The organism is Microbacterium sp. R1 (assembly GCF_015159725.1).
Classification (GTDB): Bacteria; Actinomycetota; Actinomycetes; order Actinomycetales; family Microbacteriaceae; genus Microbacterium; species Microbacterium oxydans.
The window spans coordinates 59,237-71,788 of the sequence record NZ_JADDUD010000001.1; the positions used below are offsets into that span (position 1 = coordinate 59,237).

Annotated in this window: 11 protein-coding genes; 10 read left to right on the forward strand and 1 reads right to left on the reverse strand. The window is 70.3% G+C overall.

The features are described from left to right. Positions 1-45: 45 nt before the first annotated feature. From ILP86_RS00215 to msrA, 10 genes are all read left to right on the forward strand, one after another. Entirely contained in the window at positions 46-1,002 is a 957-nt protein-coding gene (locus ILP86_RS00215; protein ID WP_045262486.1) for an ABC transporter permease, read from the forward strand. A gap of 1 nt (position 1,003) precedes the next feature. Beyond that, complete coding sequence (locus ILP86_RS00220) at positions 1,004-3,055, forward strand: dipeptide/oligopeptide/nickel ABC transporter permease/ATP-binding protein (protein WP_193761113.1); 2,052 nt, start codon at positions 1,004-1,006, stop codon at positions 3,053-3,055. Further along, the gene (locus tag ILP86_RS00225; protein ID WP_046748582.1) at positions 3,052-3,852 is read left to right on the forward strand and encodes an ABC transporter ATP-binding protein; all 801 of its coding nucleotides are present in this window, start codon (positions 3,052-3,054) and stop codon (positions 3,850-3,852) included. The genes ILP86_RS00220 and ILP86_RS00225 overlap by 4 nt, the downstream gene beginning before the upstream one ends. Before the next feature lie 16 nt (positions 3,853-3,868). Further along, positions 3,869-4,816, forward strand: a complete 948-nt coding sequence (locus ILP86_RS00230) for a dihydrodipicolinate synthase family protein (protein ID WP_193761114.1) — start codon at positions 3,869-3,871, stop codon at positions 4,814-4,816. Next, positions 4,816-5,751, forward strand: coding sequence for an ROK family protein (locus tag ILP86_RS00235; RefSeq protein ID WP_193761115.1), 936 nt, complete (start codon positions 4,816-4,818; stop codon positions 5,749-5,751). Before ILP86_RS00230 ends, ILP86_RS00235 begins: the two co-directional genes overlap by 1 nt. Next, entirely contained in the window at positions 5,748-6,434 is a 687-nt protein-coding gene (locus tag ILP86_RS00240) for an N-acetylmannosamine-6-phosphate 2-epimerase (RefSeq protein ID WP_193761116.1), read from the forward strand. Before ILP86_RS00235 ends, ILP86_RS00240 begins: the two co-directional genes overlap by 4 nt. Continuing rightward, positions 6,431-7,360: a DUF4862 family protein gene (locus ILP86_RS00245; protein WP_193761117.1), complete on the forward strand. Its 930-nt coding sequence runs from the start codon at positions 6,431-6,433 to the stop codon at positions 7,358-7,360. Before ILP86_RS00240 ends, ILP86_RS00245 begins: the two co-directional genes overlap by 4 nt. A 69-nt stretch (positions 7,361-7,429) precedes the next feature. Beyond that, the gene (locus ILP86_RS00250) at positions 7,430-10,384 is read left to right on the forward strand and encodes an exo-alpha-sialidase (protein WP_193761118.1); all 2,955 of its coding nucleotides are present in this window, start codon (positions 7,430-7,432) and stop codon (positions 10,382-10,384) included. Positions 10,385-10,523: 139 nt separating this feature from the next. Beyond that, positions 10,524-11,012, forward strand: a complete 489-nt coding sequence (gene msrB, locus ILP86_RS00255; protein WP_113680086.1) for a peptide-methionine (R)-S-oxide reductase MsrB — start codon at positions 10,524-10,526, stop codon at positions 11,010-11,012. Further along, on the forward strand, positions 11,009-11,554 hold the full coding sequence (msrA, locus tag ILP86_RS00260) for a peptide-methionine (S)-S-oxide reductase MsrA (protein ID WP_058632294.1): 546 nt from the start codon (positions 11,009-11,011) through the stop codon (positions 11,552-11,554). The genes msrB and msrA overlap by 4 nt, the downstream gene beginning before the upstream one ends. 84 nt (positions 11,555-11,638) lie before the next feature. Here the strand turns inward: msrA and ILP86_RS00265 are convergent, their stop codons facing one another. After that, positions 11,639-12,454 (reverse strand): alpha/beta fold hydrolase, encoded by an 816-nt coding sequence (locus tag ILP86_RS00265; protein WP_174799745.1) that lies wholly within the window; start codon positions 12,452-12,454, stop codon positions 11,639-11,641. Between the last annotated feature and the right edge of the window lie 98 nt (positions 12,455-12,552).

The following is a 12,552-nucleotide window of genomic DNA, read 5'->3' on the forward strand; positions in this document are numbered from 1 at the left end:
CGAGCGCGCCCCCTGCACCTCCCTCACCCTCGGAAGGAGCGGCACGTGTCCCACACGCTCCGCCTCATCGGCCGGCGACTGCTGCAGTTGCCGCTGATGATCCTCGGCATCACGTTCCTCGTGTTCTTCGTGATGTCCTTCTCGCCCGTCGACCCGGCCCGCACGGCGCTCGGCGAGACGGCGTCGCCCGCAGCCCTCGAGGCCTACCGTGAGGACCACGGCCTCAACCTCCCCCTGCTCGTCCGCTACGTGAACTTCCTGTTCGGACTCGTGCAGGGCGACCTCGGCACCTACTCCGCGCGCAGCCTTCCCGTGATCGATGAGGTCGCCCGTGCCTTCCCGGTCACCCTGGCGCTCACCTTCCTCGGGCTCATCATCGCCGTGATCGTGGCCTTCGTGATCGGCGTCCTCGCCGCCGTCTACCGCGACCGCTGGCCCGACCAGGTGATCCGCGTCTTCGGCGTCGCGGCGCTCTCCACCCCGTCGTTCTGGCTCGCCATCCTGCTCATCCAGGTCTTCACCCTCGGGCTCGGACTGCTCCCCGCCTCCGGCCCGCTCCCCGACTTCTGGACCGACCCCTCCGGATGGCTCGCCCGGATGACCCTCCCTGCGATCGCGCTCGCGGTGCCGGTGATCGGTCAGCTGTCGCGCGTCGTGCGCACCTCGATGGTCGAGGAGCTCGACCGCGACTACGTGCGCACCGCCCTCGGCGCCGGCATCCCGCGGGTGATCGTCGTCGGCCGCAACGTGCTGCGCAACGCACTCATCACCCCCGTCACGGTGCTGGGGCTGCGCATCGGCTACCTGCTCGGCGGCGCCGTGGTGATCGAGATCATCTTCGCCATCCCCGGGATGGGAACCCTCATCCTCAACGGCGTCACCAACAACGAACCCAACCTCGTGCAGGGAGTGACGCTCGCGGTGGCGCTCGCCTTCGTCGTGATCAACATCATCGTCGACCTCCTGTACGTGCTCATCAATCCTCGAATCCGGGCGGTGTGACATGCGACGCAAACTCACGGAACGGCTTTCCGTCCCGGGCCTCCGCTGGGGCCGCCTGTCCCTCGGGTCGATCATCTGCATCGCTGTGCTGGCGATCATCGCCCTGGCCGCGATCTTCGCGCCTCTCATCGCGCCGTTCGACCCGCTGGCCTCCGGGACTCCCGTGCAGCCGCCGGGAGCGGAGCACTGGTTCGGCACCGACCGTCAGGGCCGCGACATCTTCTCGCGCCTCGTCTACGGCGCCCGCTACTCGCTCGTGATCGGTATCGGGGCGACCCTCGTCGCCCTGGTCGCCGCATGCGTGCTCGGCACGATCGCCGCCACCGCCCCGAAGTGGATCTCCGAGACCCTCATGCGCGTCATGGACGTCGTGATGTCGTTCCCCGGCATCGCGCTCGCCGCGGTGTTCGTGGCGGTGTTCGGCAAGTCGCTGCCCGTGCTGGTGCTGACCATCGCGTTCCTCTACGTGCCGCAGCTCACCCGCATCGTCCGTGCGAACATCCTCGACCAGTACGGGGAGGACTACGTCTCGGCCGTGCGTGTGATGGGAGCGGGCACCCCGCGCATCATCGTGCGACACGTGGCGCGCAACGCGATGGCACCGGTCCTCGTCTTCGCGACCGTGCTCGTCGCCGACGCGATCGTGTTCGAGGCCTCGCTGTCGTTCCTGCAGGCCGGCGTGCCCGATCCCGAGCCGTCGTGGGGAAACGTCATCGCCGCGGGCCGCAACCTGCTCATGAGCGGAGCGTGGTGGGCGACCTTCTTCCCCGGCATCCTCATCATGATCACGGTGCTGTGCCTCAACATCCTCTCCGAGGGGATGACCGACGCCATGGTGTCGCCGCGGGCGCGCAAGATCACGGCCGACGCCGCGAACACCGAGGAGTCCACGCACGAGCTCGAGGTCGCAGCGATCCCGGACGACACGCACGTGATCCCCACCGTCGACACCGCGGTGAACCTCTCCGTGCCGAGCGGCGTCCCCGACACCCTGGTGCCGCGCGCGGAAGTCGTCCCCCTCGCCGAACGACTCGCCGAGCTGCGACGGCGCGAACTCTCCCGCACGGATCGCCTCGAGTACACGGGCGACGAGAAGCCGCTGCTCGAGGTGCAGGACCTGTGCATCTCGTTCCCCCGGCACGGCGACGTCGACGTGGTCGACCACGTCAGCTTCACGGTGCGCCCCGGCGAGACCATGTCGCTGGTGGGAGAGTCCGGATGCGGCAAGTCGATCACCTCGCTCGCGATCATGGGCCTGCTCGACCCGAAGGCCGACATCCGCGGACGCATCCTGTTCGACGGCAAGGACCTGCTGCAGATGGCGCCGAAGGAGCGCAACGCGCTGCGCGGACACGACATCGCGATGATCTATCAGGACGCGCTGAGCTCGCTCAACCCGGCGATGCTCATCCGCTCGCAGATGAAGCAGCTCACCTCGCGCGGCGGCGCCCGCACTGCCGAGGAGCTGCTGACGCTCGTCGGTCTCGATCCGAAGCGCACACTCTCCTCGTATCCGCACGAGCTCTCGGGAGGGCAGCGGCAGCGCGTGCTCATCGCGATGGCCCTGACCCGGGATCCGCGGCTGGTGATCGCCGACGAGCCGACCACCGCGCTCGATGTCACGGTGCAGGCCCAGGTCGTGGAGCTGCTCATGCGGCTGCAGCAGGAGCTCGGCTTCGCGCTCCTGTTCGTCTCGCACGACCTCGCCCTGGTGGCCGAGCTCACCCACCGGATCACGGTGATGTACGCGGGCCAGGTCGTGGAGCAGGGCACCACCCGCGAGGTGCTCACCCAACCTGTGCACGAGTACACCCAGGGCCTCCTGGGCGCGGTGCTCTCGATCGAGGCCGGCTCCGACCGTCTGCATCAGGTCTCGGGAGTCGTGCCCTCACCGCGCGACTTCCCGGCGGGCGACCGCTTCGCCCCGCGGTCCAGCGACCCCTCGCGGTATGCCGGCACCACCCCGGTGCGCCGACACATCGAGGGGACAGAGCACTACTACTCCGCGCATCCGGACGATGCGCCCGTCGAGGCGATCGGAGCAGGACGATGAGCGAATCCGTCATCGAGCTGAAGGACGTGCACGTCCGCTACAAGACCCGTGCGTCCTCACTCTTCCGTCCCGAGTACGTCGATGCGCTCGCGGGCGTCTCGCTCACGGTGAAGCGCGGGCAGACCCTCGGCATCGTCGGCGAGTCCGGTTCGGGCAAGTCGACCTCGGCCAAGGTGCTGATCGGCCTCGAGAAGCCCACGAGCGGGCAGGTCGTGTTCGGCGGCGAGCCGGTGCGATCGTTCACGCCCGCCGTGCGCAAGCGGCTCGGGCGCATCCTGTCCGTCGTCTTCCAGGACCCGGCGACCGCGCTGAACGCCCGGATGACGGTGCGCGATGCGCTCCTCGATCCGCTGCAGGTGCACCGCCTCGGCAGCGCGGCGACCCGGAGCCGCAAGGTGCGCGACCTGGTGGGTCTCGTCGGGCTGCCGCCCTCGGCCCTGGACGCGCTGCCCAGCCAGCTCTCCGGAGGGCAGCGCCAACGTGTCGCCATCGCCAGGGCGCTCGTGCTCGACCCGCAGGTGATCGTCGCCGACGAGCCCACCTCGGCGCTCGACGTCTCGGTGCGGGCGCAGATCCTGAACCTGCTGACCGACCTGAAGGAGCAGCTCGGCCTCGGCATGGTCTTCATCTCCCACGACATCCAGACCGTCCGCTACCTCTCCGACGAGATCGCCGTGATGAACAAGGGGCGGGTCGTCGAGTTCGGCGACGCGGCCCGTGTGTTCGACGCTCCCTCCGACGACTACACCAGAACGCTGCTGGGCGCTGCGCCCTCGCTGCTCGAATCCCACCACTGAAACGACCGGAACACACATGTCTGCTGCCCCCTCCGCCCCCGTCTTCGCGGGCGTCGTCCCGCCCGTCGCCACCCCGTTGCTCGAGGACGGCTCGATCGACCACGCCTCACTCTCCCGTCTCGTCGACCGTCTCGTCGACGAAGGTGTCTGCGGACTCTTCGCTCTCGGCTCCACGGGCGAGACCGCGTACTTCACCGACGACCAGCGCGTGGAGCTGCTCCGCACGATCGTCGCGGCGAATGCCGGCCGGGTGCCGATCATCGCCGGCGCGATCGAGCTCACGGCTCCCCGCATCATCGAGACCGCCCGCCGTCTGGTCGACGCCGGCGCGCAGGCGATCGTCACGACGGCTCCGCTGTACACGCTGAACTCCGCCGCCGAGGTCGCCGACCACTTCCGCACCATCGCCGCGGCCATCGACGCCCCGCTGTGGGCCTACGACGTCCCGGTGCGCGTGCACTCCAAGCTCGGCATCGACCTGCTCGTGCAGCTCGGCAGCGAGGGCGTGATCCAGGGCGTGAAGGACTCCTCGGGCGACGATGTCTCGTTCCGGCGTCTGATCGCGGCGAACCGGGCGGCGGGGAGTCCGCTGCAGCTGCTCACCGGTCACGAGGTCGTCGTCGACGCCATGGCGCTCGCGGGTGCCGACGGCGTGGTCCCCGGACTCGCGAATGTGGAGGCCGCGGGATACGTGCGGCTGTGGGGGGCGGCCAAGAGCGGCGACTGGGTGACCGCCCGGGCCGAACAGGAACGCATCAACCGTCTGTTCGACATCGTGTTCCAGCCGCAGGGGCTGTCGGGGGATGCGACCGGTGTCGGCGCGTTCAAGGCCGCCATGCACGCCCGCGGCATCATCGATCACGCCACCATGGCTCGCACCGTGCAGGCGCTCGACGACGATGCGGTCTCCAAGATCCGCGACATCCTCGACGAGCTGCACCTGCTCCCTGTCGCCGTCGCCTGATGGGCGAGGTCGTCCTCGCCGTCGACATCGGCGGCACCAAGACGGCCGCAGCGCTCGCCGACCGCCACGACACGCTGCTGCGCACCGAGGTTGCCACGACTCCCGCCGCGGAGGGGCCGACGGCCGTCGTGGCCACCGTCGTCGTCCTCGCCGAGCGGCTGCTCTCCGGCACCGGGCTGCGCCTGTCGGGAGTCGGCATCGGCGCCGCCGGGGTCGTCGATGCCGGGAGCGGGACGATCGTCTCGGCCACCGACACCTTCGCGGACTGGCCGGGCACCCCTCTTGCCGCCCTCGTGCGCGCCGGGCTGGGGGCGCACCTGATCACGGATGCTCCCGTGCGGGTGCAGAACGACGTCGATGCGCACGCGGCGGGGGAGTACCGGCACGGGGCGGCGGCCGGGGCGGCGAATGCGCTCATCGTCGCGGTCGGCACCGGTGTCGGCGCCGGACTGATCCTGGGCGACGATGCCGTGCGCGGAGCGCATCACGTCGCGGGGGAGATCGCGCACCTCCCGGTGCCGGGAGCCGCGCACCTGCGCTGCCCCTGCGGCAGACCCGGACACCTCGAGGCGATCGGCTCCGGCATCGGCATGCACCGGCACTTCCTCTCGCTCGGAGGAGACCCCGGGATCACCGATGCCCGGGGGATCGCGGCGGAATCCGTTGCCGGTGACCCCATCGCCCGCCGCGCCATCGGCGAGTCAGCCGCAGCGGTCGGACGCGCCATCGCGGGAGCGGCCACGATCCTCGATCCCGAGCGCATCGTGGTCACCGGCGGCGTGCCGAACATCGGTGAGGACTGGTGGCGCCCGATGCGCGACGCCTTCCACGCCGAGGCGATCGATGCGCTGCAGAGCACGCCCATCCTGCCGGGTACTCTCGGCGACGACGCCCCGCTGCGGGGAGCTGCGGCATCCGTCTGGAGGAGCCCATGAGACTCGCCGACCCCCTCGAGCAGCTGCGTGGCGGCCTGATCGTCTCGTGCCAGGCCTACCCCGGTGAGGCGATGCGCGACCCGCGGACGATGGCCCAGGTGGCCGCGGCTGCCCTCGTCGGGGGTGCCGCGGGCATCCGGGTGCAGGGGATCGGCGACATCCGTGCGACGGCCCACCTCCCCGTGCCCGTCGTGGGTCTGTGGAAGGACGGCGATCGCGACGTGTTCATCACTCCGACGCTCGACCATGCCAGGGCCGTCGCCGACGCGGGAGCCGACATCATCGCGGTCGACGGCACCCGTCGCGATCGTCCGGACGGGTTGACTCTCGGGGAGACGATCCAGGGTCTTCGCACGCACACCGACGCCCTGATCATGGCCGATTGCGGTTCGCTCGACGATGCGCTCGCCGCAGAAGAGGCGGGCGCCGACATCCTCGGCACCACCCTGTCCGGCTACACGGGCGAGCGCCCGAAGAGCACCGGCCCCGATCTCGAGCTCATCGAGCTGATGGCGGCCCGCTGCCGTCGTCCGATCGTCGCCGAGGGGCGCATCCACACGCCGGCGCAGGCCGCGGACGCGATCGCCACTGGTGCCTTCGCCGTCTGTGTCGGCACCGCCATCACGCATCCCTCGACGATCACGACGTGGTTCGCCGATGCGGTCGCGCGAGCGCGCGCATGACTGCGCCCGTCCTCGTCAGCGCCTATCCGGCCTCTCCGGCGCACGCGCGCTGGGACCCGGAGCTCGAAGGGGAGCTGCTGCCCGCGCTGTGTGCGCTTCCCGGGGTCGCCGGGCTCGAAGTGCCGTGGATGGGAGGCATCCACCCGCACGACGAGGCCTGGTTCCTCGCGAACGTGCCCGCCGTGCCGCTCGCCGTGACGCCGATCCCCTTCGTGATGGGGCGCCTGGGGAGCGACTCGCGATATGGTCTGGCGTCGACCGATGAAACGGGTCGCGCGGCAGCCGTCGACGACCTGCGCCGCGTCGCCGCCGACATCGCGCGCATCGACCGCGAGAGCGGCGCGACCGTGGCCGTGGTGACCCTGCACACCGCCCCGCGGGTGGCGGGAGCCGTGGAACCGTTCGTGCGTTCGCTGCAGGAAGCCGCCGCCCTCGACTGGTCGGGAGCGCGCCTGGTCGTCGAGCACTGCGATGCGTCGGTGCCAGGGCAGATCCCGGAGAAGGGTTTCCTCTCCCTCGACGACGAGATCGCCGCGATCCGGTCAGCGGGAGCGCCGGTCGGGCTCTGGCTCAACTGGGGTCGCTCGGCGATCGAGCTGCGCGATGCGGACGCCGTGACCGCGCAGATCGCCGCAGCCGCAGCCTCCGGGTTCCTCGTCGGCCTCGCCTTCTCCGGCGCTGCGGCCGTGCAGAGTCCGTACGGTCCTCCGTGGGTGGATGCGCATCTGCCGATCGCCTCGACGCATCCGGAATCGGCCTCGCTCCTCGATGATGCACACGTCGCTGCGGCACTCGCGGCAGCGGGCGACGTCGCCTGGCTGGGGCTGAAGACGGCCCGACGCCCTGACGACGCCAGTGCCCGGGACGCCCTGCGCACCGTCGCGCGGAACCTCGAGGTGCTGCGCCGACCCTTGTTCGACGTCTGACCTCTCGCTAGAGTGACTTGAAATCAGACATCAGACGTCTGATTTCCGCACGAACAGAAAGGTCTGTCCATGCACGTTCCTCTCCCGCCCGCCTCTCGGAATGGCCGTGGCCGCCGTCGCCCGCTGCTGCGATACGGCACTATCGCGGCGCTCGTCCTCGCCCTCACCCTCCCCGCCACCGCAGCTTCGGCGGCCCCCGCCCCCGGGTACCTGACCGATCCGAACGCCGATCCGGGCGACTACCTCGAGCTGAACATCGGTGCCGACCGTACCGCCGCGAACTACTTCTACCGCATCCCCGCGCTCGCCCACCTCGGCGACGGCGTGGTCCTCGCGTCGTGGGATGCCCGACCGGGGAGCGCGGCCGACGCCCCCAACCCGAACTCGATCATCCAGCGCCGTTCGACCGACAACGGTCGCACCTGGGGCCCGCTGCAGATCATCGCGGCAGGGAAGACCGGAAGCGGCCAGTACGGCTACTCCGACCCGAGCTACGTCGTCGACCGGGAGAGCGGCCGCGTCTTCGCGTTCTTCGTGCACTCCAAGGACCAGGGATTCCAGGGGAGCGCCTACGGAGACGACGACGCGAACCGGCAGGTCATGGGCGCCGCGGTGATCCACTCGGACGACGGCGGTGCGACATGGAGCGCCCCGCGGCTGATCACCGACGTCGCCAAGACCTCGAACGGCACCACCAGCGCAGGCGTGTACACGCCCGTGGCGGGGGACGTGAAGGGCACGTTCGCGACGTCGGGCGAGGGCATCCAACTGCGTTACGGCGCCCACGCGGGCCGACTCATCCAGCAGTACGCCGGCACGGTGCGGCAGTCGAACGGATCGACGGCGATCCAGGCGTACTCGGTGTACTCCGACGACGGCGGTGTCACCTGGGAGCGCGGCGAGTATGTCGGCACCGGCATGGACGAGAACAAGGTCGTCGAGCTCTCCGACGGCCGCGTCATGCTCAACTCGCGCGACAGCTCCAACGGCCGTCTGCGCAAGGTGGCGATCTCGACGGACGGCGGCCACAGCTACGGGCCGGTCACCCGTGACCCCGAGCTGCCCGACCCCACGAACAACGCCTCGATCACGCGCCTGCACCCGGACGCCCCTGCGGCCAGCGTCGACGCGAGGAAACTGGTCTTCACGAACGCCAACAACGGCGCCGACGGCAACCGCGTGAACGGGGCGGTGCGGCTCTCGTGCGACGACGGCGAGACCTGGCCGGGCCTGCGCACGCTCGAGACCGGCACGTTCGCCTACTCCAGCGCCACGGCGATCGACGACGGCAGGGTGGGGGTGCTGTGGGAGGCCGGATACACGAACACCATGCAGTTCTCCTCGTTCGACGAGGCGTGGATGAACGCGGTGTGCGCCCCGCTGTCGGTGCCGCAGACCGCTCTCACCGCCGGTGCGGCCACCACGGTTCCGGTCACCGTCACGAACCAGGAATCGACAGCGCTCAGCGGTGCCGTCACCTTCCACACTCCGACCGGCTGGACGGCGACCACGGCGCAGGTCACCGGCCTCGCACCGGGCGCGAGCGCCACCGTGAACGTGCAGGTCACCGCACCGCAGGGAGCCGCCGGCGCCCAGCGTCTGCAGGCCGCCTTCACCGCGGCCGACGGACGGCTGAGCCAGACGACCGCGACGCTCACGCTGCCGCAGTCGTCGGTGCTCGGCGCGACGCTCACAGCGACCCACACGTCGGCGGCGCGGAACGTTGTGACGAATCCGTACACCGTCGGCGAGCAGCTGAGCTTCCAGGTGCGGGTCGTGAGCACGGCGGGCATGAACACGGTCGTGACCCCGGCGGCGAACACCTTCACCACCGGCTTCGCCCCCACCGCGTGCCGGTGGCTGAACCTGCCGGCGTACGACGCCTACGACTGCAGCACCCCGCGGCGTACGCTCACGCAGGCCGACATCGACCGCGGCTGGTACACGCCGGAGTTCAGCTTCACCGTCGCGCCGGTCGACGGCTCGGCCCCCGCTGTCACCGTGACCCACGCGGCCGCGCCCGTGGTGCTGCGCGACGGCGTGCTCGCGGCGACGATCACGGGAGCGCGGGCGGATGCCGGGCGAGACCTGGCGGCGACCCCCTACGCGGTGGGTGAACAGGTGCCCTACGGCTTCCGGGTCGACAACCGCAGTCCGGTCACGGTCTCGGTGGTTCCCGCATCCGGCGACTTCTCGCCCTTCCTCCCGCCGGGGGCAGGAAACTGTCGGTATCGGGACCTGCCGGTCGGCGCGGGGTACGACTGCGGGACCGCGCGCCACACGGTGACCCAGGCCGACATCGACCGCGGCTTCTTCGTCGCCGACACGACGTGGACGGTCGAGGCGGCAGGGCAGTCGACGAAACGCATCGCCGTGGCGGGCGGCGAGGTCGATGTGATCGCGCGCACCCCCGGGGTGTCCGGCGCAGCAGTGGGTGAGTGGGCGGACGGGAACGGGAACGGCGTGGCCGATGCCTCCGACACCGTGACGTGGACCCGCATCGTCGAGAACACCGGCAACGTCGCGCTCGATGCCGTGACCGCTGCCGGAGCGGACGTGGGGGTGCTCGCCCCCGGTGAGAGGACGACCCTCGATCCGATCGTCGTCCGGCTCACGACCGACGACATCGCGCGCGGGTCGATCGATTCGGCCCCCTTCGATGCGGCGGCGGTGAACGGGGCGCTCGAGGTCTCCGCTTCGATCGACGCCTCGCCGCTCGTGCTTCCCATCGCCGCCGCATGGAGCACCGGGACCGTGTATGCCGAGGGGCAGCTCGTCTCGCTCGACGGGCGCCTGTGGCAGGCGTCGTGGTGGACGCGCGACCAGCGCCCAGGCGACCCCGTCGGTCCGTGGCAGGAGCTCGTATCCGACGCGGAGGGAGCGACCGTGTGGACGGCCACCCGCGTGTTCACCGCCGGCGATGCTGTCGTGCACGACGGCATGCGTTTCGAGGCGAAGTGGTGGACGCGCAACCAGCAGCCGGAAGCTGCGAGGACCGGCGGCCCGTGGCGGACGCTCGACTGACGCTCCTCCGCAGAGGGGGCAGCCGACGAGCGTCCTGAAAACTCACAGCCCGTTCCCAGGGCTGCGGGACCAAATCGGGCCGCTCGTCGGTTCTTCTCTGAGACGGCGCAGCCAGCGACGTCGGAGAAGGAGCCAGATCATGTCGAACGACTACGGCAAGACCCCCGAGGCCGTCAGCGGCCTCACCCACCTGCAGTACGAGGTGACGCAGCAGGACGCCACAGAGCCGCCGTTCCGCAACGCCTACTGGAACAACCACGACGACGGCATCTACGTCGATGTCGTGTCCGGCGAGCCCCTGTTCTCGTCGACCGACAAGTTCGACAGCGGTACCGGCTGGCCGAGCTTCACGAAGCCCATCGACGCCGACGCGGTGACCACGCGCACCGACCGGTCGCTGTGGATGAAGCGCACCGAGGCCCGTTCCGCCGGTGCGGACAGCCATCTCGGACACGTCTTCGACGACGGACCCCGCGCCGAGGGCGGTCTGCGCTACTGCATGAACTCCGCGGCCCTTCGCTTCATCCCGGCGGACAGCCTGGAGGAAGAGGGGTACGGTCGCTACAGCGTCCTCTTCGCACGCCCCACCACCACCGACACCCCCGACACCGCTGAGGAGCAGTCATGACCGACGACGGAAACATCACCCGCACCCCTGGAACCGAGACGGCCGTGCTCGCCGGCGGCTGTTTCTGGGGCATGGAAGACCTGATCCGCCGTCAGCCCGGCGTGCTCGACACCCGCGTCGGTTACACCGGCGGCTCGAACGACCACGCGACCTATCGCAACCACCCCGGCCATGCCGAGGCGGTCGAGATCGTGTTCGACCCGACGAAGACGACGTACCGCGACATCCTCGCGTTCTTCTTCCAGATCCATGACCCGTCGACCAAGGACCGTCAGGGCAACGACATCGGATCGAGCTATCGTTCCGCGATCTTCCCGCTCACACCGGAGCAGGAGACGGTCGCGCGCGACACGATCGCCGACGTCGACGCGTCCGGTCTCTGGCCCGCGAAGGCCGTCACCACGATCGAGCCGGCCGGTCCCTTCTGGCAGGCCGAGGAGGAGCACCAGGACTACCTGATCAAGTACCCGAACGGCTACACCTGCCACTTCCCGCGTGCGGGATGGGTGCTGCCGAAGCGCGACGAGGCCGCCGCCGTCTGAGCGCATCCCGACGTGTGGCCCGGTCGCCTGTCGACCGGGTCACACGTGTGTCGGATGGGTCTCTGCGGGCGAGGACTCTGCGGGCTAGGACTCGGCGGGCTGGGACTCTGCGAGGAACGCCACGGCCGCTTCCTTGAAGTCGCGGGAACCGGGGGCATTGAAGTGGTTCCGGTTCGGGATCTCGAAGAACCGACCGTCGGGGGCGGCCGCGGCCAGAGCCCGCGAGCCCTCGATGATCGCGTCCTTCGACCCGGTGGCGAAGAGGATCGGTCGAGTCGGCGCATCCGAGGGATCGGGGTCGATCATGCCCGATGCCCGCATGCCCTCGGCGAGTGCGACGAGCGCCTGCAGGTCGTTGCCGGGCACCCGCTCGGTCAGCGCGATGTAGTTCTGTGTCGTCCGGTCGGCCACCGGCGTGCCATCGGCGATGTAGGCCCGCACCTGATCGAGGTCGAGCCGCGCGAGAGGGATGCCGTCCGGCACGCCTCCGAGCACCGCCCGTCCGATGCGATGCGGCAGCTCGCGGACGACCTCCCAGCCCACCCGCGCGCCGAGGGAGTACCCGACGTAGAACGCGTCGTCGACGAGGTACGTGTCCATCACGGTCTCGACGTCGGTGACCAGGGTGCGGATGCGATAGCCGTCGGGGTCGTGCGGCTTCTCGCTGAGGCCGTGCCCCCGCTGGTCGAGCGCCAGCACCCGATAGCCCGCACGCGTGAGCTCACGCACCCAGCCCGTGAGCACCCAGTTGTCGCGCGCGTTCGATGCGAAGCCGTGCACGATGACCACGACCGGGGCGTCGAGCTCACCCCAGGTGTAGGTCGCCAGCCGGGTGCCGTCGGCGGCGTACACGTGTTGGGGTGCGGGCATGCTGGTCAGGTCGGAGAGAGGGACGGCCACCTCTCCATCTTGGCCCTGTTCGCGGACGCGGGGCTCAGACGCCTTCGCGGGTCTGGGCGATGGGGCGGGCATCACCGGGCCACGGGGCACTGCGAGAA

Coding starts and splice junctions, on each gene's coding strand:
- ILP86_RS00220 (WP_193761113.1), top strand. CDS start 1,004: ATGCGACGCAAACTCACGGAACGGCTTTCCGTCCCGGGCCTCCGCTGG.
- ILP86_RS00225 (WP_046748582.1), top strand. CDS start 3,052: ATGAGCGAATCCGTCATCGAGCTGAAGGACGTGCACGTCCGCTACAAG.
- ILP86_RS00230 (WP_193761114.1), top strand. CDS start 3,869: ATGTCTGCTGCCCCCTCCGCCCCCGTCTTCGCGGGCGTCGTCCCGCCC.
- ILP86_RS00235 (WP_193761115.1), top strand. CDS start 4,816: ATGGGCGAGGTCGTCCTCGCCGTCGACATCGGCGGCACCAAGACGGCC.
- ILP86_RS00240 (WP_193761116.1), top strand. CDS start 5,748: ATGAGACTCGCCGACCCCCTCGAGCAGCTGCGTGGCGGCCTGATCGTC.
- ILP86_RS00245 (WP_193761117.1), top strand. CDS start 6,431: ATGACTGCGCCCGTCCTCGTCAGCGCCTATCCGGCCTCTCCGGCGCAC.
- ILP86_RS00250 (WP_193761118.1), top strand. CDS start 7,430: ATGCACGTTCCTCTCCCGCCCGCCTCTCGGAATGGCCGTGGCCGCCGT.
- msrB (WP_113680086.1), top strand. CDS start 10,524: ATGTCGAACGACTACGGCAAGACCCCCGAGGCCGTCAGCGGCCTCACC.
- msrA (WP_058632294.1), top strand. CDS start 11,009: ATGACCGACGACGGAAACATCACCCGCACCCCTGGAACCGAGACGGCC.